At 67.0% G+C, this 23788-nt stretch carries 28 protein-coding genes; 12 read left to right on the forward strand and 16 right to left on the reverse strand.

Annotated elements, in window-relative coordinates; translation table 11 throughout:
• Window positions 1-52: 52 nt before the first annotated feature.
• Complete coding sequence (locus tag IP90_RS16170) at window positions 53-490, reverse strand: hypothetical protein (protein ID WP_144900707.1); 438 nt, start codon at window positions 488-490, stop codon at window positions 53-55.
• A 181-nt stretch (window positions 491-671) separates the two neighbouring features.
• On the opposite strand from IP90_RS16170, the gene IP90_RS16175 reads away from it, so the two are divergent.
• Window positions 672-1673 carry an integron integrase gene (locus tag IP90_RS16175; RefSeq protein WP_144900708.1) on the forward strand — a complete coding sequence of 334 codons (1002 nt, stop codon included), beginning with the start codon at window positions 672-674 and terminating at the stop codon, window positions 1671-1673.
• A 48-nt stretch (window positions 1674-1721) separates the two neighbouring features.
• Here IP90_RS16175 and IP90_RS16180 read toward each other — a convergent pair whose 3' ends face one another.
• The 7 genes from IP90_RS16180 to IP90_RS16205 all read right to left on the reverse strand — a co-directional run bounded on the left by IP90_RS16180 (window position 1722) and on the right by IP90_RS16205 (window position 5591).
• Window positions 1722-2519, reverse strand: coding sequence for a M15 family metallopeptidase (locus tag IP90_RS16180; RefSeq protein WP_144900709.1), 798 nt, complete (start codon window positions 2517-2519; stop codon window positions 1722-1724).
• A gap of 9 nt (window positions 2520-2528) precedes the next feature.
• Window positions 2529-3053 carry a PH domain-containing protein gene (locus IP90_RS16185; protein WP_144900710.1) on the reverse strand — a complete coding sequence of 175 codons (525 nt, stop codon included), beginning with the start codon at window positions 3051-3053 and terminating at the stop codon, window positions 2529-2531.
• Window positions 3050-3190: a hypothetical protein gene (locus tag IP90_RS16705; protein ID WP_158635389.1), complete on the reverse strand. Its 141-nt coding sequence runs from the start codon at window positions 3188-3190 to the stop codon at window positions 3050-3052. Before IP90_RS16705 ends, IP90_RS16185 begins: the two co-directional genes overlap by 4 nt.
• Before the next feature lie 19 nt (window positions 3191-3209).
• Window positions 3210-3389: a DUF4177 domain-containing protein gene (locus IP90_RS16190; protein WP_144900711.1), complete on the reverse strand. Its 180-nt coding sequence runs from the start codon at window positions 3387-3389 to the stop codon at window positions 3210-3212.
• The gene (locus IP90_RS16195; RefSeq protein WP_144900712.1) at window positions 3386-3577 is read right to left on the reverse strand and encodes a type II toxin-antitoxin system antitoxin; all 192 of its coding nucleotides are present in this window, start codon (window positions 3575-3577) and stop codon (window positions 3386-3388) included. The genes IP90_RS16190 and IP90_RS16195 overlap by 4 nt, the downstream gene beginning before the upstream one ends.
• Window positions 3578-3584: 7 nt before the next feature.
• A complete protein-coding gene (locus IP90_RS16200; RefSeq protein WP_144900713.1) occupies window positions 3585-4448 on the reverse strand; it encodes an SPFH domain-containing protein in 864 nt (287 codons plus the stop codon).
• A 216-nt stretch (window positions 4449-4664) separates the two neighbouring features.
• The gene (locus IP90_RS16205) at window positions 4665-5591 is read right to left on the reverse strand and encodes a hypothetical protein (protein WP_144900714.1); all 927 of its coding nucleotides are present in this window, start codon (window positions 5589-5591) and stop codon (window positions 4665-4667) included.
• A 113-nt stretch (window positions 5592-5704) separates the two neighbouring features.
• On the opposite strand from IP90_RS16205, the gene purT reads away from it, so the two are divergent.
• Together purT and IP90_RS16215 are read left to right on the forward strand one after the other, a co-directional pair.
• Entirely contained in the window at window positions 5705-6910 is a 1206-nt protein-coding gene (gene purT, locus IP90_RS16210) for a formate-dependent phosphoribosylglycinamide formyltransferase (protein ID WP_144900715.1), read from the forward strand.
• A 43-nt stretch (window positions 6911-6953) separates the two neighbouring features.
• A complete protein-coding gene (locus IP90_RS16215) occupies window positions 6954-7307 on the forward strand; it encodes a hypothetical protein (RefSeq protein ID WP_144900716.1) in 354 nt (117 codons plus the stop codon).
• A gap of 43 nt (window positions 7308-7350) precedes the next feature.
• Here the strand turns inward: IP90_RS16215 and IP90_RS16220 are convergent, their stop codons facing one another.
• The 3 genes from IP90_RS16220 to IP90_RS16230 are packed head-to-tail and all read right to left on the reverse strand — an operon-like array spanning window position 7351 to window position 9902.
• Entirely contained in the window at window positions 7351-8577 is a 1227-nt protein-coding gene (locus IP90_RS16220; RefSeq protein ID WP_144900717.1) for an endonuclease/exonuclease/phosphatase family protein, read from the reverse strand.
• Window positions 8574-9311: an arginyltransferase gene (locus tag IP90_RS16225; protein ID WP_144900718.1), complete on the reverse strand. Its 738-nt coding sequence runs from the start codon at window positions 9309-9311 to the stop codon at window positions 8574-8576. The genes IP90_RS16220 and IP90_RS16225 overlap by 4 nt, the downstream gene beginning before the upstream one ends.
• Window positions 9312-9314: 3 nt before the next feature.
• Window positions 9315-9902, reverse strand: coding sequence for a hypothetical protein (locus IP90_RS16230; protein WP_144900719.1), 588 nt, complete (start codon window positions 9900-9902; stop codon window positions 9315-9317).
• Between the two features lie 142 nt (window positions 9903-10044).
• On the opposite strand from IP90_RS16230, the gene IP90_RS16235 reads away from it, so the two are divergent.
• The 4 genes from IP90_RS16235 (at window position 10045) to IP90_RS16250 (ending at window position 13296) form a co-directional block, all read left to right on the forward strand.
• A complete protein-coding gene (locus IP90_RS16235; protein ID WP_144900720.1) occupies window positions 10045-10680 on the forward strand; it encodes a CREC-EF hand family protein in 636 nt (211 codons plus the stop codon).
• A 194-nt stretch (window positions 10681-10874) separates the two neighbouring features.
• Window positions 10875-12134 (forward strand): sensor histidine kinase, encoded by a 1260-nt coding sequence (locus IP90_RS16240; RefSeq protein ID WP_242007629.1) that lies wholly within the window; start codon window positions 10875-10877, stop codon window positions 12132-12134.
• Window positions 12127-12888, forward strand: coding sequence for a LytR/AlgR family response regulator transcription factor (locus IP90_RS16245; RefSeq protein WP_144900722.1), 762 nt, complete (start codon window positions 12127-12129; stop codon window positions 12886-12888). Before IP90_RS16240 ends, IP90_RS16245 begins: the two co-directional genes overlap by 8 nt.
• A 9-nt stretch (window positions 12889-12897) precedes the next feature.
• Window positions 12898-13296, forward strand: a complete 399-nt coding sequence (locus IP90_RS16250) for a hypothetical protein (protein ID WP_144900723.1) — start codon at window positions 12898-12900, stop codon at window positions 13294-13296.
• Window positions 13297-13395: 99 nt separating this feature from the next.
• Here the strand turns inward: IP90_RS16250 and IP90_RS16255 are convergent, their stop codons facing one another.
• From IP90_RS16255 to IP90_RS16265, 3 genes are all read right to left on the reverse strand, one after another.
• Window positions 13396-14220, reverse strand: a complete 825-nt coding sequence (locus IP90_RS16255; protein WP_144900724.1) for a putative signal transducing protein — start codon at window positions 14218-14220, stop codon at window positions 13396-13398.
• Window positions 14221-14224: 4 nt separating this feature from the next.
• Window positions 14225-15130: an acyl-CoA thioesterase II gene (tesB, locus tag IP90_RS16260; protein ID WP_144900725.1), complete on the reverse strand. Its 906-nt coding sequence runs from the start codon at window positions 15128-15130 to the stop codon at window positions 14225-14227.
• 142 nt (window positions 15131-15272) lie between these two features.
• Window positions 15273-15833 carry an N-acetylmuramoyl-L-alanine amidase gene (locus IP90_RS16265; RefSeq protein WP_144900726.1) on the reverse strand — a complete coding sequence of 187 codons (561 nt, stop codon included), beginning with the start codon at window positions 15831-15833 and terminating at the stop codon, window positions 15273-15275.
• Window positions 15834-15879: 46 nt separating this feature from the next.
• On the opposite strand from IP90_RS16265, the gene IP90_RS16270 reads away from it, so the two are divergent.
• From IP90_RS16270 to rlmKL, 3 genes are all read left to right on the forward strand, one after another.
• A complete protein-coding gene (locus IP90_RS16270) occupies window positions 15880-16383 on the forward strand; it encodes an MOSC domain-containing protein (RefSeq protein WP_144900727.1) in 504 nt (167 codons plus the stop codon).
• 92 nt (window positions 16384-16475) lie between these two features.
• Window positions 16476-17000, forward strand: coding sequence for an alpha/beta fold hydrolase (locus IP90_RS16275; RefSeq protein ID WP_144900728.1), 525 nt, complete (start codon window positions 16476-16478; stop codon window positions 16998-17000).
• Between the two features lie 51 nt (window positions 17001-17051).
• The gene (rlmKL, locus tag IP90_RS16280; RefSeq protein WP_144900729.1) at window positions 17052-19205 is read left to right on the forward strand and encodes a bifunctional 23S rRNA (guanine(2069)-N(7))-methyltransferase RlmK/23S rRNA (guanine(2445)-N(2))-methyltransferase RlmL; all 2154 of its coding nucleotides are present in this window, start codon (window positions 17052-17054) and stop codon (window positions 19203-19205) included.
• Between the two features lie 178 nt (window positions 19206-19383).
• Here the strand turns inward: rlmKL and IP90_RS16285 are convergent, their stop codons facing one another.
• Window positions 19384-19914, reverse strand: a complete 531-nt coding sequence (locus tag IP90_RS16285) for a hypothetical protein (RefSeq protein WP_144900730.1) — start codon at window positions 19912-19914, stop codon at window positions 19384-19386.
• An 85-nt stretch (window positions 19915-19999) separates the two neighbouring features.
• Between IP90_RS16285 and IP90_RS16290 the strand changes: the two genes are divergently transcribed.
• Window positions 20000-20626, forward strand: coding sequence for a class I SAM-dependent methyltransferase (locus IP90_RS16290; RefSeq protein ID WP_144900731.1), 627 nt, complete (start codon window positions 20000-20002; stop codon window positions 20624-20626).
• A 38-nt stretch (window positions 20627-20664) separates the two neighbouring features.
• On the opposite strand, the gene IP90_RS16295 is transcribed toward IP90_RS16290, so the two are convergent.
• A complete protein-coding gene (locus tag IP90_RS16295; protein WP_144900732.1) occupies window positions 20665-20859 on the reverse strand; it encodes a hypothetical protein in 195 nt (64 codons plus the stop codon).
• Window positions 20860-21402: 543 nt separating this feature from the next.
• Between IP90_RS16295 and IP90_RS16300 the strand changes: the two genes are divergently transcribed.
• The coding region (locus IP90_RS16300; protein ID WP_425477138.1) for a YadA family autotransporter adhesin at window positions 21403-23788 on the forward strand (2386 nt) is incomplete at its 3' end.

Genomic DNA, 23788 nt, shown 5'->3' on the forward strand with positions numbered 1-23788 from the left:
CTAACGCCTGAATTAAGCCGAGCCGCGAAGCGGCTTCGGCTTGAATGAATTGTTAGAGGGCATGCTGTTGGGCCCACAGCCGCGTAATGACGGTAATAGCAACGCCGCCGGCACCGAAACCAAAAAGAACAAGCTGCCACCAAAAGAGACGCCAAGACAGTTGGCCCAAGATCTTGGTCTCTAGGCGATCCCCCGGAGGCACATGCTCATTCTTGGAACGCAAGCGCGCTATCCGGGCAGTCGAGCGGAAGTCCCGAAGCCGGTTAATAGCGCACCACACCGCCAGCACCACGGAGGCCGCAAGAAGAACCAATGAAATGGTGCCAAGAATGAGTAAGCACGTTGTAGTGGCTTGCTGGGATGCGAGGCCAGAAACGAGAAAGGCCAGCAGGCCAGTGGAAAGACCAAGAATGAGATTAGAAACAGACGAAAAATAGTCCCGGGTGACGCCTTGCCACCTGACAAAACTCTCTTGATCCTCAGTTCCCATGATGCCTCCCATGCCATCTAACGCTTATTCGCCCTCCGATCGGAGGCGTTGCGCGGAGTATGCCCGTGGGCTCGTGGCTTGCCAATCAGAGGATTCTTACACCAAATCAACTGGTTGGCGGATAGCAGGGGAGTCGTTAGGAGGGCAGCCTTGCCTTGATATCAGTCCATGGAGAGGGCGTATGAGTTACACCGGTAGCTCAGGGGGCGTAACAGGAACGGGTGGGGGCTCGCCGCGGTTGCTGGATCGGGTGCGACAGCGGTTGCGGGTGAAGCATTACAGCCTGCGCACGGAGCAGGCGTACGTGGCGTGGATCCGTCGTTTCATCCTGGCCAACGGCAAGCGCCATCCGCGCGATATGGGTGAGCGCGAGGTGGAGGGCTTCCTGACACGCCTGGCCACGCAGGGGCAAGTGGCGGCTGGCACGCAGAACCAGGCACTGGCGGCGCTGCTGTTTCTGTATCGTGAGGTGCTGAAGGTGGAACTGCCCTGGATGGAGTCGATCGTACGCGCAAAGCGTCCGAGCCGGATTCCCGTCGTGCTGTCGCGTGACGAGGTGGCGCGGCTGCTGGCGTCGATGGATGGGCAGGCGTGGCTGATGGCTGCGCTCTTGTATGGCACCGGGATGCGGTTGATGGAGTGTCTGCGGCTGCGCATCAAGGATGTGGATTTCGGTCGCGGCGAGATCATGGTCAGGAACGGGAAGGGCGGCAAGGATCGGCGCGTGCCGCTGCCATTGCGGCTGCGCGAGCCGTTACAGGCAGCGACCGTTCGCGTACGCCTGCTGCACGAGGCCGACCTGGTCGCCGGTTACGGTGAGGTGTGGCTGCCGTATGCGCTGGCACGAAAGTATCCGAATGCGGCACGCGAGCCGGGTTGGCAATACCTTTTTCCCTCGCCGCAGCGTTCGAAGGATCCGCGTACGGGGCAAGTCCGTCGGCACCACGTGGACGACAGCGTGCTGCAGCGTGCTGTGAAGTCGGCGCGGATCTTGGCGCGCATCGAGAAGCCGGCGACTTGCCACACCCTGCGGCATTCGTTTGCGACCCATCTGCTCGAAGCGGGACACGACATCCGCACCGTGCAGGAACTGCTTGGGCACAAGGATGTGGCAACGACGCAGATCTACACGCATGTGCTGAACCGGGGTGCCGGAGGTGTACTCAGTCCTTTGGATCGTTAGGGCATGCGCCCAGTTCGTCCGTCCGTGCCGGCCGTTCTTGCACGGGATCTAGCCGGTAAGGCACCAGTGCCACGGCTCATAGACGATGCCGTGCGGGTTGTCGCGCGGATAACTCATCACGAAACCGTATTCGCCGGCATGTGCGGCGAGCCAGCGGAATGCATCGCTGTGTTCGAATGATTCCTCGGCCGGCGGTTCTTCGGGCGCGCTGATGTCCAGGGCGCGTCCTGAGTGGTGTTCGGAATAGCCCGGCGCGGCGTTCACGGTCAGTATTTCGTCGACGTCCTGGCCGCGTGCGAGCTTGCGCCCGAAGATGCCAAGCTGGTAGTCGTGACTGCGATAGCCGGAGATTGCTTCCAGCACAATGTCGTCACGATTCGCGGCGTGGTACATCGCCTGCCATGCGCGTGCGGCGAGTGGGTGCAGCCACAAGGGGCGGCGATAGCGATCGAACCCCGCCAGTTGCAGCACCGCCGGCTCGGCGACGAGCGGCAGGCCAGTACGCTCGCCGTAACTGTCGTCCAGGCCCAGCGCTTCGAGCCGGTCGCGCAATCGCGTCAGTGGCAGCGTGCCGACCACATCCACGCCGCTGCGGCGATGATCGGGAATCGCGCCGAGCGCATCCAATGCCTGGTCCATGCCGGGTTCGCGCATCAGGCGCTGCACCAGCGGTAGCAGGCCTTCGGGCAGGTCGGCGGCAAGGTAGCGGCCGTCGCGCTTGCATCGCAGCACGTGACGTGCGCGGGAGAGGGCGCGCGCGTCGTGGTTGGCGCGTGCGCGCAGCAGTCCGCCGGGCCAGATCTCGATCTCGTCGGTGTTGACCAGCAGGGGGCGGGCGGCACGCATGGCAGCAGATTAGCGGGAGGAGCGGCGTGGCGCCACGCGGCGCAGTTCATCCAGCAAGGCCTGCGGTTGTTCCAGGCTGAGCAGCAGCTTTCGGCCGGACTTCTCCTGCAACATCAGCACGCGTGTGCGATCGGTGAGCAGGGTGAAGGCCTTGTCGCGGTTACGCAGGCGGAAATGACCGGACTGGTAGCCGGCCATGCCGGAACCAAAGGTCTTCAACATCGGTTTGTACTGCGTCTGCTCGCGCAGGTCGATGATGCGGGAGCGATTGGCGTCGATCTCGAGCACGGCCACGCGGTGGGTGTGGACGCCTGCGGCGATGGTCAACACGCCATTTTCCAGTGATATGCGTCGCCGACGCAGCGTGAACGCGATCAGGCCGACGCACAGCAGCAGGACCGGGACGGCCCATGCGGCCTGGTGGTCGCCATGCAGCAACGCGATGAGGATGCCGGCAGCGGCAGCACCGAGCGCAATGCCCGGCAGCAGCCAGGCACGTGGGCCGGGGGCGCGCACGCTGAATTCCCGGCTCATGGCGCGACACCGCGGCCGAGCAACGCCATCGTGCCGGTCAGCAGGAACGACGGCAGGCCTTGCAGCAGCACCAGCGTCAGGTCCTGGCGGAAAGCAGCAGGCGTGTTGCGGGCGTTTGTCGTGATCTCCCGAGCCATCGACGTCACTTCCGCTGCGTCAGGCCGGCTTCTTGAGGAACAGGCGGATGCAATCGGCGGCGCTGGATTGCACCGACGACACCAGCTCCCAGCCGAGCTGACCCTGCCGGTTCAATTCTTCCTGGGCGCGTTCGGTCATCGACTTGCCGAACATCTGCATCGATATCTCGATGACCTGGTAGTTCCAGCGCTGGTTCATTCGTTCTGCTCCGGTTTGCCCTTGCCTTCCTTGCCGGCGGCGGCGAGCCGTCCGGACTTGCGCAGTGCGTCGCGCAGCACGTACTCGATCTGCGCGTTGAGGCTGCGCAGCTCGTCGTCCGCCCAGCGCTGCGCCGCGGCCAGGACGTCGGCGTTGATGCGCAGCGGGTAGGCCTTTTTCTCAGCCACGTCGGACTCAGTACAACGAGCCGGTATTGACGATCGGCTGCGGGCTGCGCTCGCCGCACAGCACCACCAGCAGGTTGCTGACCATGTTGGCCTTGCGTTCCTCGTCGAGATGGATGACGCCGTTCTTCTCCAGTTCCGCCAGCGCCATCTCGACCATGCCGACCGCGCCGGCGACGATGCGCGTGCGTGCGGCGATGATCGCGTTGGCCTGCTGCCGCTGCAGCATCGCCTGGGCGATTTCCGGCGCGTAGGCGAGGTGGCTGATGCGCGCGTCGATCACCTGCACGCCGGCATCGGCCAGGCGCTCGGCCAGTTCGTCCTTGAGGTGCTGCGAGATCTCCGCGGCGTGGCTGCGCAAGGCCAGCTGGCCGTCCTCGTGCTGGTCGTAGGGATAGCTGGTGGCCATCGCGCGCAGGGCCGACTCTGATTGGATGTGCACGAAGCTTTCGTAGTCGTCGACGTTGTAGACGGCCTCGGCCGAATCCACCACCTGCCAGACGATGACGGCGGCGATCTCGATCGGACTGCCCTCGAGTTCGTTGACCTTGAGCCGTCCGCTTTCGAAGTTGCGCACGCGCTGGCTGATCTTGCGCTTGCTGTAGAAGGGGTTGTTCCAGCGCAGGCCGTTTTCCTTGTCGGTGCCGACGTATTTGCCGAACAGGCTCAGCACCGCCGCCTGGTTGGGTTCGACCATGTACAGGCCGAGCAGGAAGAACGCAGCGAGCACGCACACGGCAATGCCGGCGACGACCCACGGCGGGGAAGCGGTAGTGACGCCGCGGACGATCATCCAGCCGCCGAGGGCCAGTGCGGCGAGCAGGACAAGCAGCGCGGGTATGCCGGCGGCGGATCGGATCGGGTTCTCTTTCATGACGCGGTCTCGGCGGATGCGGCCGGATGGCCGTGCGATATTGATATCAAAGTGATATCTATTTTGCAAGGGCCGGGGCCGGGACTAGGGACTAGGGGCCAGGAGAGAGCGAAGGAGGATAGAACCTAAGGACTAAGACAAGGCCCAGGTCTGACCCGCTGGTGCTCGATCCATAAAGATGGGCAGCATTGCAGCCCCAGCCCCCAGCCCCCTCAGCTACGGCTGCAGATACAGCAGCGGCGCCGGTGCGAATTCGCCGGTGGCGTACAGGCCGCGGCCGTGGCGAGCCCAGTCGAGCGCCTCGGGTTGCGGCAGCCACGGCAGCTCGTGGCGCTGCGGTTTGCGGGCGACGGCTTGGCCCCAGTCCTCGTCGCCGCGACGCGGATAGAGCAGCAGGTCGCGATAGGTCATCACCGCCAGCGTGCGCCGGTCCGGCGACAGCGCGGCGGACGTGACCTGGCTGCGGCGTCGGGCGAGCGCCGCATTCTCGCGCTTGTCGGCGGCGCTGGGTTGCGGCACGCCGGCCAGTTGCCCGATCCGCCGAGCGGTCTGCAGCTTGTCGTTGCCCGGGCGCAGCGGCAGCATGAACAATTCGGGCGGCTGCCGTTTCTTGCTGACCAGCAGGATCTCGCCGCGGACCGGATCGACCGCCACCGCTTCGACGTCGCGCGGGCCGTCCGGCCAGCGGAACGCGATCGACCAGGCCGGCTGCAACGCGCCATCCTTGATGCGATCGGGTTCTTCTACCACGTGCAACTGCAAGGTCTTGCGCAGGCCGCCGTTGTCGCCGGTATCGGCGATCAGCAGGTAGTGGCGGCCATCGAGATCGAACGCGGCCAGGTCCTCCCAATCAGTCTTGAGCACGCCTTCGACCTTGAGCGTGGCGAGCTTGCGCCCGCGCGGACTGATCGCGAACAGGCGCGCCGGATTGCCGCCGTCGTCCAGCAGCCACAGCACCTCGTCGTGACGATGCGACGCCGCCAGGCCGCTGATCTCGTCGAGTTGCGAATCCAGCAGCAGGCCGGCCAATTGCGCGAACGGCGGCTGTGAACGCGCGCAGGCGCCCAGCGCGAGCAGCGCCGTGGCGATCAGGCCAGCCAGCAGGGCGGCGGCGGTCAGCGGGGGGCACAGGCGTCGCTTCAAGCCGTCAGGATGACATGCGTCGCCGTATCGCGACAGTCCAGTCAGCGATTCACGAGCTTACGCCACCACGTGGACGCTAGACTTGCGCTTTCGCCCCTCCGGAATCGCCGCACATGCTTTCACTCGGTACGCCGTTGTCCCCGCAAGCCACCCGCGTGCTGCTGCTCGGTTCCGGCGAACTGGGCAAGGAAGTGGCGATCGAACTGCAGCGCTTCGGCGTCGAAGTGATCGCCGCCGATCGCTATGCCGACGCGCCAGCCATGCAGGTGGCGCATCGAAGCCACGTGATCGACATGCTCGACGGCGCCGCGATCCGCGCGCTGGTCGAGGAGGAAAAGCCGCATCTGATCGTGCCGGAAATCGAGGCGATCCACACCGAGACGCTGCTGCAGCTGGAACAGGAATTCGCGACACAGGGTAGCGGTACACGAGTGATCCCGACCGCGCGCGCGGCGCGGCTGACCATGGACCGCGAAGGCATTCGCAGGCTCGCCGCGGAAACCCTGCAACTGCCGACCTCGCCGTATCGTTTCGTCGATACCCGCGAGGAATACCACGCTGCCGTCGCCGCACTCGGCCTGCCGTGCGTGGTGAAACCGGTGATGTCCTCGTCGGGCAAGGGTCAGAGCCTGGTGCGTACGCCCGACGAAATCGACACGGCCTGGGACTACGCGCAAAGCGGTGGACGCGCCGGCGCCGGCCGCGCCATCGTCGAAGGCTTCATCGATTTCGATTACGAGATCACGCTGCTGACTGTGCGCCATCGCGATGGCGTCGCCTTCTGCGATCCGATCGGCCACCTGCAACGCGACGGCGACTATCGCGAGAGCTGGCAGCCGCAGCCGATGTCGACCCGCGCGCTGGCGCTGGCGCAGGGCATCGCCCGGCAACTGAGCGATGACCTGGGCGGCTGGGGTGTGTTCGGCATGGAGTTCTTCATCAAGGGCGACGAGGTCTGGTTCAGCGAGGTCTCGCCGCGGCCACACGACACCGGCCTGGTCACGCTCGTCTCGCAGGACCTGAGCGAATTCGCGCTGCATGCGCGCGCGATCCTCGGGTTGCCGATCCCGGTCATCCGCCAGCTCGGCGCATCGGCGTCGTGCGCGCTGCTGGCGCAGGGCCACGGCGTGCCGGTATTCAGCGGGCTGGAGGAAGCCTTGCACGTGCCCGATACCGCGCTGCGCCTGTTCGGCAAGCCGCGGGTCGAAGGCCAGCGCCGTGTCGGCGTCACCCTGGCGCGCGGCGAGAATGTCGAGCAGGCACGCGCGATCGCGCGCGATTCGGCGGCGGCGATCGCAATTGAACTGCACGACGCCTGATGCGCCCCAAGCACATCCGATCAACGTTTACGGGAACCGATGCATGAATGGTACGGAAGGTTATGCCGTCTTCTTCTTTCCGCAGGCGCTGGAGGCGCTGGGCGAGGCGATCAAGCCCTATCTGATGCAGGCGGACAAGGCGGAACCGTGGGTGTTGTGCCACCAGATCGACACGGCCGGCGCGCTGCTCGAGATGACGCTGCAGGGACACAATGCGGAAGGTGCGCCGGTGGAGATCGAACTGATGGTGCCCAACAGCATGGTGAGGATGATCGTCTCGGCGCGCAGCGACGAGGTCTTCGGCTTCAGCCCGCACAGGTTCACGAAAGTCGCGCCGGCCGCATCGGCGATACCGGCAGCGCCGGCAACGGAAGCAGCCGGCAAGCCCAAGGCCTGATGCGGCCTCCATGTCGGCGTTCGCACCGCGAACGCCCGTAGCGTCAGCGCACCAGGTCGACCCACACCAGGTGATGGTCGCTGCCATCGGCGATGGCCGAGTCGGCATCGCCGCGAGCCGGCCAGAACACGCCGCTGCCGACCACGCGCTGGCCGGTCGAGGGCAGCACGTAATCCAGCCGCAGCGTACCGACCTTGCCGCCGAAATCGCCGGTGGCGTGCGCCGGCGAGCCATGGTGCACGATGCCGGCCTGCGCATGGTCCGCGGCGACTTCGACGCCGCCGGCGCCGCGCGGCGTGGCATGACGCAGTACGCGTGGGTGCTCGAGCAGTTCGACGATGGCCTCGTGCCTGCCGTCGCCGTCGGTCGGATCGTTGTTGAGGTCGCCGGCGATCACGAAACGCGCATCCGCGGCCAGTCCGCCGCAGCGGCCCTGGTCGTCGCACAGCCACGCCAGCGCGTTGGCTGAAGGCTGGCCGGCAGAGATGTATTCGCGCCACAGGCGGATCTCGTCGGCATTGCGCGCGCCGTTGCGATCTTCGGGGCCGTCGAAAACAGGCGGGGTCGGATGCGAGACCAGGAAGTGCAGGGTCCCTTGCGGGGTGCGCACGGGCACGTCCCAGTGCGACTTGGAGGACAGCCGCAGCTGCTTCCAGATCGCGTCGGAATAATGCGGCGCGCGCGACGCCGGGTCGACCGGGCGCGAGGCATCGGGCATCGCGCTCCACTTCAGCTGCTGGAAGGTGCGCACCGCGGCGTGGTCGATTGGATGCCGCGACAGCACCAGCATGCCGTATTGCCCGGGATGCAGGCCGTAGCCCCAGGCGTCGTTGCCGCGATCGCGCCCGTCGCCGCCGACCTTGCCGTTGCCGTCCAGGTCGAGCCCGCTGGGTATGCCGGTGTTGACCGGCGCGAAATACCGGTAGGGATAGTGCAAGGCATCGCCGCCGCCGACCTGGGGAACCTGCAGATAACGCTGCTGGAACAGGTCAGCGGCGCGGCCGTCGGCGTCGTAATCGAACTCGTTGAGCAGCACCAGGTCCGGGCGCACGCGTTGCAGTACGGCTGCGATCTTGCGCGCCCGCGCATCGTCGGCCTGCAGCCGTTCGATAAGGCCGCCGGCATGGTCGCTGTACAGCGAGGTGTTGTAGGTGGCGACACGCAACGGCGCATCATCGTTCATTGCTGACGGATCGCCGTGGACGTTGACCCGGACGCAGCCGGCAACGGCCAGGACCGCGGCCAGCAAAAGGACTGCGCGCAGCTTCATGCATCGTCTCCAGGCTCCATGCGCCGCCACTCGCGACCGGTGAATGCTTCCAGCGGCTGGAAACGGCGTTTGTAGTCCATTTTGCGATGGCCATCGATCCAGTAACCCAGGTACAGGTGGGCGAGCTGCTCGCGCCGTGCCCAGGCGATCTGTTGCAGCACCGCGAGCGTGCCGAGCCCGCGCCTGGCGTGGTCGGGATCGTAGAAGGTGTAGACCGCCGACAACGCGTCGTCGGCGCGATCGGTAACCGCCACCGCCAGCAGCTGGCCGTGCGCACGGAATTCGAGGAAGCGTCCATTGGCCCAGGCGCCGACCAGGAACTGTTCGAACTCCGCCGCACCATGATCGTCCATGCCGCCGCCGCGATGGCGCGCGGCGAGGTAACGCTGATAAAGGGCCAGCTGCTCGTCGGTGCGTTGCGCGGGGACGACGCGCATCTCGACGTCGGCATTGCGACGCAGGCAACGTCGCTGGCTGCGATCGGGCACGAAATCGGCGACCGGCACGCGCACTGCGACGCAGGCGTGGCAGCTGCCGCAATGCGGTCGATAGACGATGTCGCCGGAGCGGCGGAAGCCCCAGCTCAACGCCAGCGGGTACAGCTGCGGCAGGCGCGGGTCGTGCGGGTCCAGCACCAGGTCGCGTGCGGTGCGCTCGGGCCAGTAGCCGCACGAATGCGCGCCGGTATCGAACAGGCGCAGGCCTTCGGTGTCGTGCTTGGGATCGGTGCCCATGTGCTATGCCGCCACGCCAGGAAGGACGCGCCAAAACAGCAGTCCGGCCAGCGCACCGGCGCCCGCGCCTGCGGCCAGGTCGCGTGGCGCATGGCGGGACAACGCCAGCCGCGACCATGCGACGGCGATCGCGAACAGCAGTCCGACCGCGCACGCCAGCCACGACACCCGCGCCAGCAGCAGCGCCGCGAACACCGCAAAGGCGACGTGCAGCGACAGCTTCCACCAGCGCGCCGACAGCATCGCCGCGGCGATCAATGCCGCCGACAACGCCAGCCCCAGCGCGAATTCGCGCTGCGAGAACAGCGCCCACGCGACAGCGGCCGAGATCGCGAATGCGACCAGCAGGAAGCGGTTCAATGCATGGCGTTCGCTGCCGGTGCTGGCATCGACATGCGTCCAGCGCTTGCGCCGCACCTGCCACCACGAATACGCCAGCACCAGCGCAGCCAGCGCGCCCAGTGCGAGGCCCAGCCCGGACAGGCGCCGGGTGTCGGCGCCTTCGTTGGCGGCCAGCAGCAACACCGCCGTCGGCAACACCAGCAGCGGGTGGCCCAGGATCGACAGCGTGCGGGCGAGGGCGTTGGGCATGGCGCCAAGGATACCGCCCCGCATCGCAGTCGCTGCGACTGTCCGCGTGCTGAACGCGGTCACGGCGATGTCATCCGTATCGCCACCGGGGCGTTGACCGAGGCAAGCGGCAGCATCGTCGCTGCCTGAACCGGAGACACCGATGAACCGCAAGACCCTGTATGTCGCCGTTGCCCTGACATTGGCTGCGATCGGCACCGCCGCCGCGCAGCAGTCGACCACCGCACCGGCAACCGGCACGCAGCCGGCGCGGCACGCGAAGCTGGACACCAACAACGACGGCGCCATCGACCGCAGCGAAGCGGCCCGGTCCGAGAGGTTCGCGGCCCGCTTCGACCAGTTGGATCGCAACAAGGACGGAAAGCTGAGCGCTGACGAGCGTCCGCACCGGCGCGGCCATGGCGATCATCGCGGCGACAGGATGATGCAGGCCGACAAGGACAAGGATGGCCGGATCAGCAAGGCCGAAGCCGCGACCGATCCGAAGTTCGCGGCGCGTTTCGCCGAAATGGATGCGAACAAGGATGGTTATCTCGACCGTGGCGATCGCGAACTGCGCCGCCGCGAACACCGGCAGGCCTGGTTTGCCGGCGCCGACGCCAACAAGGACGGCAAGCTGAGCAAGGCCGAGATGGAGGCTTCCGCCGAGAAGCGTCGCGCCGAGCAGCAGCGCAAATGGCAGGCGCGCAGCGCCGAACGTTTCCAGCGGCTGGACAGCAACCACGACGGCAGCATCAGCCGCGACGAACTGGATGCCGCACCGCAGACGCGCCACTGATCGACATGCACGAATGATTGGGACTGCCCGGCCAGGATGGCCGGGCTTTTTTTTGGACGCGCTGCACAAGCACGAGGCTTGACGGTGCTTCCGGCAGGTTCCATCGCCGATTCCCCGGTTCCGTCGCAACGGTCGGGACGCCGCGCCGGCCCGCGGCTATGCTCCGCGGCAATCCCAGGACCTTGGTTGCCGCCGTGATCGCAAGCCTCTTCTTCATCACCCGCATCGTCACCGCGTGGTTCCTGCTGTTCATGCTGGCGGCGATGCTGTGGAGCGGCCTGTTCGGCGGCATGCAGGACGGCCCGCCATGGCCGGCGGTGCTGGTGTTCCTGGTGACCATGGCGCTGGTATTGACCGGCGCGTTCTCGCATGTGCGGCGGGTGCGGCTGATCGCCGGCAAGGTGGACGCGGGCACGCTGGCCAACCGGCAGCGGCGACAGGTCGAGATTCCATTCGAGGCCGGCGAAGCCTTCGACCTGGTCGATGCGGCCATTCGCGAACTGCCGCGTACCGAGGAGATCGAAAGCGCGCGCGACAGCCTGCAGGTGCGTGCCAAGGTGCAGCGCATCGATCCCTACAGCAACAAGTCGCCGAGCCGCTTCAATCCGCTGGCGTGGCTGGGCAACAAGCGCAACCAGATCCTCGCCACGGTGACGCCCGGCGAGGGCGCCGGCAGCCTGCTGCTCATCTGCGAACCCGAAAGCCCGGCATGGAGCGACTGGTTCAAGGTCGACGACGGCACCAACCTGGAGAATGCCGAAGCGATCACGCGCGCCATCACCCGCCGCGTCGCCGAGCGTCGCCGCAGCGAACAGGCCAGTGTCCGCCAGACCGTCACCGAGAAGGAACTGACGGTGGCCAAGCTCAACCTGCTGCACGCGCAGGTGGAGCCGCACTTCCTCTACAACACGCTCGCCAGCGCGCAATACCTGACCCGCAGCGATCCGCAACGCGCCGACGAGATGCTTGGCAACCTCATTTCCTATCTGCGTCATTCGCTGCCGCGCACCGAGGATTCGCTGTCGACGCTGGGCGAGGAACTTGAGCGCGCGCGTGCCTACCTCGAGATTCTGCAGATCCGGATGGGCGCGCGCCTCAATCTGCAGATCGACGTGCCCGCGCCGCTGCAGGCGGTGCCGTTCCCGGCGATGATGCTGCAGACCCTGGTCGAGAACGCGATCAAGCACGGCCTGGAACCCAAGCCCGGCGGCGGCACCATCTGGATTCTGGCGCGCAGCCAGGAGCAGGGCGTCGCGGTGACCGTTGCCGATGACGGCCAGGGCTTCAACGCGGAAAGCAGCGGCACCGGCATCGGCCTGAAGAACGTGCGCGAACGCCTGCGCCTGGTCTACGGCGCTGCCGCCGGCTTTGCGATCGTGGCCAATTTCCCGAGCGGCGTCGCGGCGACGATCACCGTGCCCGGTGCCATCGATGGAGGCGCCGACCATGCCTAGGTGCGTGATCGCCGAAGACGAAGCCCTGCTGCGCGCGGCGCTGGTCGCCTTGCTGCGCGAGGTGTGGCCGCAACTGGAGATCGTCGCCGAATGCGAGGACGGTGGCGCAGCGCTGGAAGCGATCGCGGAGCACCAGCCGGATGTCGCCTTCCTCGACATCCGCATGCCGGGTCTGACCGGCCTGGAAGTGGCCGCCGCGATGGGCGAGGCCAGCCCGCGGACGCAGGTGGTGTTCGTCACTGCCTACGACCAGTACGCGATCGATGCGTTCGAAGCCGGCGCGGTCGATTACCTGCTCAAGCCCATCGCGCGCGAGCGCCTCGTCGCCACTGTGCAACGCGTGCAGGCGCGCGCCGCCGCCGGGCCGGATGCAGGCGTGCTGGCGGCGCTGATCCAGCAACTCGGCATCCAGGCGCGCCCCGCCAACGAACCGCTGGTATGGATCACCGCCAGTTCCGGCAAGGACACGCGGCTGATCATGGTCGACGACGTCGCCTATTTCCACGCCGATCACAAGTACACGGTGGTGATGACGGCGGAAGGCGAATCGCTGTTGCGCAAGCCGATCCGCGAGCTGCTGGCGGTCCTGGATCCGACCACGTTCAAGCAGATCCATCGCGCCACCATCGTCAACCTGAAGGCGATCGCGTCGATCACCCGCGACGACACCGGCAAGGGCATCGTCAGGCTGAAGCAACGGCCGGAAACGCTGACCGTGAGCCAGCCGTTCATGGCCCTGTTCCGCAACATGTGAGGTCGACCCATGTACGCACCGACCGGTGAAAGACTGATTCGTATCGCGATCGCGCTGCTTTCGGCCGCCTTGACCCTGCTTGGCTGCAACGAGCAGTCACGGACCGTGGTGGCGATGGAGACTTCGATCGACGGTACCCGCGTCAACGACACCCGCGCGACCATCGTGGACGGCCTGGCGGAGTTCCAGTGCCGCAAGAGTGCAGGCGGCGATTGCCACTATTTGCTGTTCGTGTGCCCGACGGCCGGATCGAAACCCGGCGCGCTGGATGCCGCTTGCGCGGCCAAACCGGTCGAAGAGTTCGCCTTGGCGGCCGGCCAGTCGAAGCAGGTCGCAGGCCTGCCGCAAGGCTTCCGGTTCTGCGTCGGGCATGGCACGAAGCCAGTGGCGCCGGATTGCCTGGAGTGATCGTTCTTGCGTACGGTGTTCGTGCGCATAGCGCACGCTACGCCAGCTTGCCCGGCATCCGAACGCTGTTGAGGGATCAACTGCAGGTAATGTCGGAAATCAAGCCGATACGTGCTTCAGCACGCGCACGATCCGCCATTGCCCATCTGTTTGCTGCACTTCGAGCGTCTTGTACGTGGCGCGCATGCGGTGACGGTAGGCGCTGAACTGGATCTGACCCGAATCCCCGGTGCCGCGACGGAAACCATTGATCTCGACCAGCAATGCGGGGCTGTGCGAGGCGCGCGCGTAGCTGCCGCTGCCCTCGGTGGCGACGCGGACGCAGTGCGAACCGGGCACTACGTCAAGGTTGGGGCGGGCCAGGGTTTCGATCAGCGCGGGCGACGCGTCCTTGCCGTCGATGGTCAGGCACGCGACCTGGGCGTCGGTGGCGGCGATCTGGTTGACGAAAATGGCGCGCGCCAGCGACTCGGGTACCGGCGCCAGTCCGGGCTGGGCGGTGGCGGACGGCTGCGCGTCCTTCTGCTGCAGCGTCTGGAACATGATCAGGGCGATGATCGCGGCGATCACCAGCAGCATTCCGACCTTCAGCTTGAATGCGCGGCTCTGCGGGGCGCGGATCGGCTTCGCCGGCTGCACGTCGATGAAGGTCGGCGCCAGGTAGCTGTCGCCGGGCGCGCGGGTGCTGCCGATCAGGCCATGCTCGCGCAGTATCGCGCGCGCGCGCGGCTGGTCTTCCGACTTGACGATCCACACCGCCGGCTGCGGTCCTTCGTTGCCGCCTTCGCGATAGCTGAAATTGCGGCGCACGGCGCCCTTGTAGGAGCGGCCGTTGGTGATGCGCACCTCGATGCCGTCGTCCTCGAGCATCTTGGCGACCGCTTCCACGTTCTCCAGTCGCGCGCTGGTGAAAACCTGCCTCATCGCGTCATTCCTTCGAGGGCACGTGAGCGGCCGCCGCAGCGTCCTGGACAACGCGGATCAGGCCTTCCTGCGCGGTGCTGGCGACCAGCCGGCCCTGCAGGTCGTAGATCGAGCCGCGTGCCAGGCCGCGCGAATCCTGCGCGCTTGGGCTGTCGATCGAATACAGCAGCCATTCGTCGGCGCGGAACGGACGATGGAACCACAGCGCGTGGTCGAGCGAGGCCATCTGCACGTTGGGCTGGTAATAGCTGATGCCGTGCGGGAACGTGGCCGTGCCAAGCAGATGGAAATCCGAAGCGTAGGCCAGCAGCGCGCGATGCAGCTCCGGCGCGTCGCCGACTTTTTCCGCGAGCCGGAACCAGACCTGCTGGAACGGCGGCCGCTTCGGCGGATTGAGCTCATCGCGCGGATATACGTGGCGGAACTCGAACGGCCCCATCCGGCTCAGCCAGCGCTGCACCTTGGTCGGCAGCTTGGCCAGCACGTCCGGCGGCACCGCCGGCGCGCGCTCGATATCGTGCGGCTTGGGCACTTCCGGCATCGACAGCTGGTGCTCCCCGCCGGGTTCGCCGGCCTGGAACGACGCGGCGCAGAAGAAGATCACCTGGCCGTGCTGGATCGCGGTGACCCGGCGCACGGAAAAGCTGCCGCCATCGCGGGTGCGGTCGACGTGGTAGACGATCGGATGCTCGACATCGCCAGCGCGCAGGAAATAAGCGTGCAGCGAATGCGCGTCGCGCGGCTGCGCCATCGTCGCCTGCGCCGCCGACAGCGCCTGGCCCAGCACCTGCCCGCCGAACACGTACTTGGTGCCGATGTCGCGGCTCTGGCCACGGAACAGGTTGTCCTCCAGCCGTTCCAGCGACAGCAGTTCGACGAGTTCGTGGACGACGGGTTCGGGGGCGGTCATGTGGGATGGGATAAAGGGGATGTCGCGATTATACGGGGCACGCCAACGGCAGCCGGCGCGTGCGTGCGCGGGTCGGCGCTGAATCCGATGCGTACCGGACAAATGAATGAGCAGCGGCCGATGCAGCAGGCCGACCACCGGCTCAGCCGGCCAGCCTTTGCAGCGGCACCGCTTCGAGCACGCGTGTCCACGGAAACAGCGGCCCGGGATCACGCTTGCGGCGCACCTGGCGCGTGGCGTCGTCGCTGGCCGCGACCAAGGCAACATCCAGATCCTCGTGCCCGGCGACCAGGTGCAGTGTCGGAATCGCATTGCGCAACGACACCAGCAGGTCGATCAGTGCAGCGACCTGCACCGGCGCATAAACCTCATCCATTGCCTGATGGCGCGAATCCAGCCAATGCGGGTAACGCCCGGTGTTGACCAGTTCGATGCCGATCGAACGCGGGTTGTAGCCGCGGGTGTGGTGGGCGATACGTTCCGGTGCGACCCAGCGATGCGCCGCGCCGTCGCGGTCGATGTAGTAATGCCCGCTGTTGCCGGTGCCCTCCGGCGCATCGGGTTCTGGATACAGCACGCGTTCTCCATACTCGCGCGCCATCGCCAGATCCGGCAGTTCGGTGCAGTGGATCACCACCAGGTCGACCTGCGACAGCGGACGCGCCTGCAGGCGGGATTCGTAGGGCAGCGGATCGATCAGCACGGCGGATTCCGGGGCCGGAAGGCAGCGGCGATGCTAGCATTCGCGCATGGCGACGCTTTCCCCCGATTCCGAGCTGTACCGGCTGATGTCGCAGTTCCCGCGCAGCGGGCGGGTGCAGTGGATCGGCCTGCGCCCGGCGCGCGAAGTCGACATGGTGCCGGTCGACGCAGTCGCGGCAGTGGCTGGCAAGGGCCTGGACGGCGATCGCTACATGCTCAAGGACAGCAGTGGCAAGCGCGGCGTCACCCTGATCCAGGCCGAGCACCTGCCGGCGATCGCCGTGCTCAGTGGCCGCGATGACGTGCCGCCGGCGCTGTTGCGTCGCAATCTGGTGGTCGCCGGCGTGCCGCTGGTCGCGTTCAAGGGCCGGCGCTTCCGGATCGGTGAGGTGTTGCTGGAAGGCACCGACGAATGCGATCCGTGCTCGCGCATGGAAGCCGCGCTCGGCGTGGGCGGCTACAACGCGATGCGTGGCCATGGCGGCCTGTGCGCGCGCATCCTCGAAGGCGGCACGCTGCGCATTGGCGATGAAGTCACGGCGATGCCGTAGCGTGCGCTGTGCGCACGACTGCATGACTCGCGACATGCACATGACCCGCAACCCCTGATCGTGCGCGCAGCGCACGCTACCGAATATTGACCATGCCTGGACATTGCATTCTTTCCCACGGTTTCGAGAGCGGTCCGGACGCGACCAAGGTCACCGCGCTTGCCGAAATCGCCGAGCACCTCGGCTGGACCCACGAGCGCCCGGACTACACCGACCTGGACGCCCGGCGTGAGGTCAGCGACCTGGGCGATGTGCCCGCGCGCCTGCAGCGCCTACTGGCGTTGACGCAGGCCGCCGCGCAGCGCGGGCCGGTGGTGCTGGCCGGCTCCAGTCTTGGCGCCTACATTTCCGGGCGGGTGTCGTTGCAGGTTCCGGTCGTCGCCCTGTTCCTGCTGGCGCCGCCGATCCGCATGGACGAGGCGTATCCGCTTGTGGCCGCGCCGGTGCCGACCAGCATCGTGCATGGCTGGGACGATGAACTGATTCCCGCGCAGCAGGTCGTCGACTGGGCATGTGCACGCCGCGCGCGACTGCTGATGGTCGACGACGGCCACCGCCTGTCGGCGCATGTCGCAGCCGGCGCCACCGCCTTTTCCGAATTGTTGCAATCGCTTTAGCGGGCGCCCGGGCGCATCGCCCGGCGGCTCCCGCAAAACAATGGAATCCTGATGTCTGTGACGCGCTTTTTCGCCAGTTGTGCCAAAGGCCTGGAATACCTGCTCGCCGACGAACTGGTCGCGCTGGGCTGCGCGCGCGCCACCGCCGCGGTGGCCGGCGTCAATGTCGAAGGCGGACTGGCCGATGCGCAGCGTGCAGTGCTTTGGTCGCGACTGGCGAGTCGCGTGCTGTGGCCGCTGGCCGAGTTCGAATGCCCCGACGAGCACGCCTTGTATGCCGGCGCTGCGGCAGTGGACTGGCCGCGTCACCTGTCGGCCGACATGACACTTGCGGTCGACGCGCATGTCTCCGGCACGGCGATCACGCATGCGCGTTATGCCGCGCAACGCACCAAGGATGCGGTGGTCGACACGCTGCGTACTGCCAGTGGTGCGCGGCCATCGGTGGATGTGGAATCGCCGGACCTGCGCCTGAGCCTGGTGGTGCGCAAGGGCAGGGCGATCCTGTCGGTCGACCTGGGCGGCGGTCCGCTGCATCGGCGTGGCTGGCGCCAGGCGCAGGGCGAGGCGCCGTTGAAGGAAACCCTGGCCGCCGCGGTATTGATGCGAGGCAGCTGGCCGCGCCTGCATGCCGAAGGTGGCGCCCTGCTCGATCCGATGTGCGGCAGCGGCACGCTGCTGATCGAAGGCGCGATGATCGCGGCTGACGTCGCGCCGGGATTGCTGCGCCATGGCGATCGCCTGCCCAGTCGCTGGCTGGGTTTCGATAGCGCTGCATGGCAGCAGTTGCTGGATGAGGCACGGCAGCGCGAAGCCAGCGGGCGGTCGGCGTTGCGGCCGGTGTTCTTCGGCAGCGATTCGGATCCGCACGCGATCCGTGCGGCTCAGCAGAATGCGGAAGCCGCGGGTGTTGCCGGAGCCATCCGCTGGCAGGTGGCGTCGGTGGAAGAACTGCAGCCGATGACCAAAGTCGATGCGAGCCAGGGACTCGTGGTCTGCAATCCGCCCTACGATGCGCGGCTTGCAGCCGACGCCGCGCTCTACCGCACGCTCGGTGACGCCTTGAAGCGTGCGGTGCCGACCTGGCGCGCCAGCCTGCTCTGCGGCGACGCTGAACTGGCTCACGCCACCGGCCTGCGCGCGCAGAAGAAATACCAATTGTTCAACGGTGCTCTGGAGTGCGCGCTGATCGTCTGCGATCCGATCGCGACGCCGTGGCGCGAATTGGCCGCGCCGGCGGTGCTGTCCGAAGGCGCGCAGATGGTCGCCAATCGCCTGCGCAAGAACCTGAAGAAGCTCAAGTCCTGGCGTGAGCGCGAGGATGTCGGCTGTTACCGCGTCTACGATGCCGACCTGCCGGAATATTCGGCGGCCATCGATGTCTATACCGAAGCCGACGATCCTGGCCAGCGCTGGCTGCACGTGCAGGAATACGCGGCGCCCGCCGAAATACCGGAGGCCGACGTGCGCCGTCGCCTGCGCGAACTGCTGTCGGCGGCGCAGGATGCCTTCGCCCTGCCACACGAACGCATCGCGACCAAGACGCGCGAACGCGGCAAGGGTGGCAGCAAGTACGGCCGCCTCGACCAGCGCGGACAATGGATGGTCGTGCGCGAAGGCGACGTGCGCCTGCGCGTGAATCTGTTCGATTACCTCGATACCGGCCTGTTCCTCGATCACCGGCCGCTGCGACTGCGCATCGCCGAGGAAGCCGAGGACACACGTTTCCTCAACCTGTTCGGCTACACCGGTGCAGCGAGCGTGCACGCCGCGGTGGGACGCGCGAGGCAGACGACCACGGTCGACCTGTCCGCCACGTATCTGCAGTGGTGTTCGGACAACCTGCGCGAGAACGCCATCGGCGGCGCTCGCCACCAGCTGGTGCAGGCCGACGTGCTGACCTGGCTGGGGGCGGACCGGGGCCAGTACGACCTGATCTTCTGCGATCCGCCGACGTTCTCCAATTCGGCGCGTGCCGACGACTTCGACCTGCAACGCGAGCACGTTCGCCTGCTGCGTGCCGCCGTCGCGCGGCTGGCGCCCGGTGGCGTGCTGTATTTCTCCAACAACTTCCGCCGCTTCCGGCTGGACAGTGCCGCCGTTGCCGAATTCGCGCATTGCGAGGACATCACCGCACAGACCATTCCGCCGGACTACGCCCGCAATCCGCGCATCCACCAGGCCTGGCGCCTGACGGCGCGCTGATCTGATCTGGTCGTGCGAGCGGAGTCTGGCGCTGATCTCGTAGCGTGCGCTGCGCACGAACGAATTCCAAACTGTAACGCCGATTCCGCTAGAACGTTCGTGCGCGCAGCGCACGCTACGCAGGCGAAGAGTGATCAGGCAAGCAGCGGAGCAAGCTCCGCGCTGCAAATCAGGCTGCTCAGCGCGAACGCGCAACCGGTTGCAGCGTCGGCGCCGAATCCAGCATCGCATTGGCCGAATCCGAGTCCCGCCCGAACACGCCTTCGAACGTGGCCCGGTCGATGCGGCGGATGTTGCCGATGCGGCATGGCAATTCCGTTCCGTTGCGCACCCCGCTGACCGGGATCACCGCATCGCCGAGGTCGCCGCAGATACGGCCATCGGAGGTTACCGGGTCACTGCCGGTGCCGGGCCGGAAACCGCGTGCCGAGCCCAGCGGCGTCGGACGCAGGCCATCGCGGAAGGTCAGGTAGGGACGACGGTTCAGGTCACGGCAACTGTGGCTCAACTGGATGTCGTAGTAGCGGCTGCCGAGGCTCTTGACCACCAGCCGGCGGTCATCGACCACGCCCCAGTCGAGTACCTGACGGGCTACGAGGCATTCGCCGATCGGGCGGATCGGAGTGCGTGGCGTCGGTCCGGCCGCGCTGGTCAGGCCAGCGGCCAGCGCCAGAGCAGTGGCAAGCGAGGCGGTCAGGGGCGTTTTCATGACGGGTCACCACTTCGGTCAACTCGATAACGATCCGCCCGACGCGCTTAACAGGTACGGAATATCCAGGGCGGCATGATGGGTCATGAGCACACTGTCTCGCGACACCCTGCCGCACTGGATGCTGATGCTGCGGCAATGGCTGAAGCATCCGCGCCGTACCGCGGCGATCATGCCCTCGGGTCCGGACCTGGCCATCGCGATGATCGCGGAGTTGCCGGCCGGCACGCGTCGCGTGATCGAACTCGGTGGCGGCACCGGCGCATTGACCAAGGCGCTGCTTGCGCACGGCATCGCCGCGCAGGACCTGCTGGTGGTCGAGTTGAATGACGCTATGCACGCGCGCCTGCAGCGGCGTTTCCCGCAGGTACGTATCGCGCACGGCGATGCACGGCAGCTCCGCGGCATTTCCGTCGCGCAGGGCTTCACCGGCGACGACGCTGCCGACGCGATCATTTCAGGGCTCGGCGTGCTGTCGATGCGGCGTGACCTGCAACGCGACATATACGCTGCTGCGTTCGACTGCCTGCGTCCGGGCGGCTGCCTGATCCAGTTCACCTATGGCCCGCAGCCGCCGCTGGCCGATGAAGTGGCGCGTGAACTCGGGCTCGAAGTCAGCCGGGGCGCCTTCGTGCTGCGCAACGTGCCGCCGGCGACGGTGTATGTCTATCGCCATGCCAGGCAAGGGCAATCCGCCACCGGTTCCGCTTGAGCTGCCGTTGATCCGGGCCGCGAGTCCGTATTCGTTTTTCAGCGATGCCGGAATACGGCCTTCACCTCCTGATCGGAATCGCCAACGTGCGTGCCGCGGTCTGGCGCCACCTGGCTGCTGAAGTTGTCCGATTCAGGAAAGCGCGGGCTCACCAGTTCGTAATCCGCACCGGTTGCCGGGAATGCACGAATGGACCGGCATCCGGACGTCAGCACGGTCTGGAATCGATTCATCGACACGCACAGTTACATGTGATTTTCACGGTATCTGCACGTTCGCTCGGACCAACCTGCACGGGTTCGTCCGGGTGTCGCATTCGGTAAGTCTGCGATCCGGATTCCTGAGCGCGGGCGCGCTGGAGATGATTCCGGGCTTGGGACGATTCTGTGGGGACGCGGTCTTGCGACGCGTGCAGGAGTCCTGATGTGCAGCCACTCTCATTCGGTACTGGCCCACGCTGATGGAATCGTCCTGTCCGTTCGCGTGACGCCACTACAGATATCGCGCAGCAGCGGGGCGGGTCCCTCTTTCCTGTTTGTTTCAAACGGCGCACCGCCATCCATGGCGGCCTGTGAAGCATCGCCATGACGGTGTCGCCCTGGGCACCAGGCGAAACCAAACCACCCCCTTTGCAACCGGCATTCCATACAGCAGACGAGGCAGAAGCCATGAAGACGATCCACCGTACAGGCCGGAAGAGCGATCCCGTCAACCGCGCGGCTTCCGCGAAATCCAGTGCACGCCCGGTGTGCCAACAGGCCATCGCTTCGGGCTCCATGTTGCTGATGCTGGGCGGCGCGCTGTCGCTGATGCCGGGTCTTGCACGGGCACAAGCCTCCTGCACGCAGAGCGGAGGCGGACAGACTGTGTCCGGCATCGGGGCATTCGTCTGCGGCAGCAACGCCACCGCCAGTGGCGCCAATGCGACGGCCTTCGGCAACCAGTCCTCTGCCACCAATGTAGGGGCGACCGCGCTGGGTGCTGGCGCCAACACCAACGGCCTGCAGGCATCAGCCATCGGCACCCAATCCCAGGCGAACGGGGAAGGCGCCACCGCGGTAGGCGCGCAGTCGCGGGCGAACGCAGTGGGTGCGGCAGCGTTCGGTGGCTTCGTCGATCTCGACAACGACGATGTTACCGATGCCAACGAATTGACCACGGCCAGCTTCACCAACGCCACCGCGATCGGCAACAACGCCCAGGTCAGTGCGATCGCGGGCTCCGCATTCGGGAATCAGTCGCGCGCGGCCGGGAGCGCAACCGCGGTGGGGCAATTGGCGCTGGCGACGGGCTTAAACAGCATCGCAGTCGGCCAAGGCAGCACTGCGACCACTGCGGGCGCTGCCGCGCTCGGCCAGAGCGCCGATGCCACAGCCGCCGGCGCCACCGCGATCGGACTCAACGCGCAGGCGATTTCGGCCGACAGCGTGGCACTGGGTTCGGGAGCGACCACCGGTGCCCGCACCAACGTGGTATCCGTGGGGGGCGGAACAGTTGCCACGCGCCAGATCATCAACGTCGGTGCCGGCACCGCCACTACCGATGCGGCCAATGTGGCGCAGCTGCAGTCCGCCGGCTTCACGACCAGTGCCACGACTGGCCTGGTCACCAACCCGGCTGTGACCTATACGGACACCGGGCGCGGTGCCGTCACCTTCGGAGGCACCGGCGGCACCCGGGTCAGCAACGTGGCGACCGGCCTGGCCGCCACCGATGCGGTCAATCTGGCCCAGCTCAACGCCACGATCGCCGTTGGCATCCGCTACTTCCAGGCCGATGGCTTGGACAACGGCACGGACGATGCGGTGGCCAGCGGCACCAACTCGGTGGCCGCGGGCAGCGCCTCGCTGGCCAGCAGCGGCAATGCGACAGCGGTGGGTCAAGCGGCCGAAGCGACTGGCGCGGGTTCATCCGCTTTCGGCCAGGACAGCGCCGCCAGTAGCGCCCAGGCGACAGCCCTGGGTCAGGCCTCCACCGCCGGTGGCGCGGCATCAACCGCAGTGGGGCAACTGGCGCAGGCGGGGGTGAATGCGGTTGCGGTGGGACAGGCGGCCCTGGCATCGGGTGACGCCGCCACGGCAGTGGGGCAAAGCAGCGAAGCCGGTTTTGGGGCGGCTGCCTTGGGATACGACAGCACGGCCACTGGAAGAAATGCGGTGGCGGTGGGCCGGAATACGCTGGCCTCGGGTGCCCGCAGCACCGTGGTAGGCGCTTTCTCACAGGCGACCGCAGACGAAACGACGGCCGTTGGCGGCTGGATCGACATCAACGCCAACGGCCTGGTCGATGCCAATGAAGTCACGCGGACGACGGCCTTGGGCACGTCCGCTTTTGGCGTTGCCGCCGGGGCGACGGCGCTGAACGCCACGGCCTTGGGCCAGTTGAGCGTGGCCGGTGGCGCCAATGCCACCGCGGTGGGCCAGGGCAGCAACGCCGCGGGCACCGACAGCCTGGCCGTAGGCACCGGCTCCACCGCGGCTGGTCCAGGCGACATCGCCATTGGCAGCGGCACGCAGGTGCTGGCCGACCAGGGCACGGCGGTGGGTACCGGCAGCACGATCGCGACCGGCGCGATGCAGGCCACGGCTTTCGGCGCGGCGACGAACGTCAGTGCCGCCACAGGTACGGCGCTGGGTTTCGGCGCGAGCGTGACTGCGGCCAATGCCGTCGCGCTGGGCGCGAACGCGGTGGCCGACCAGGCCGGCACGGTGTCGGTGGGAAACGTCGGCGGCGAGCGCAGGATTGTCAATGTCGCCGCCGGCACGGCGGACACCGATGCGGTCAACCTGGCCCAACTCGACGCGACGGTGGCCGAGGGCATCCGCTACTTCCAGGCCAACGGCAGCGGTGCCACGGGCGATGACGCCGTCGCCAGCGGCGTCAATACGGTCGCCGCGGGCAGCTTCGCTTCGGCCCCGGGGTCCGAGTCGGTGGCGGTGGGCGCGAATGCGACGACAGCGGTGGCCGGCCACGGTACGGCGATTGGCTCCGCAGCCAATGCCGCAGTCAGCGGCACGGCACTGGGGCGGGAGGCGCAAGCCGCCCAGAACGCGGTGGCCGTGGGCAGGGGGGCGACGACGGTGTCGGGCACCGATTCGGGTAATTCGGCCGTGTCCATAGGAAACAACACGGGGGCCGTGGGTGATTTTTCCACGGTACTCG

This window comes from Luteimonas cucumeris, from assembly GCF_007830035.1.
In the GTDB taxonomy this organism is placed as follows: Bacteria; Pseudomonadota; Gammaproteobacteria; order Xanthomonadales; family Xanthomonadaceae; genus Luteimonas_C; species Luteimonas_C cucumeris.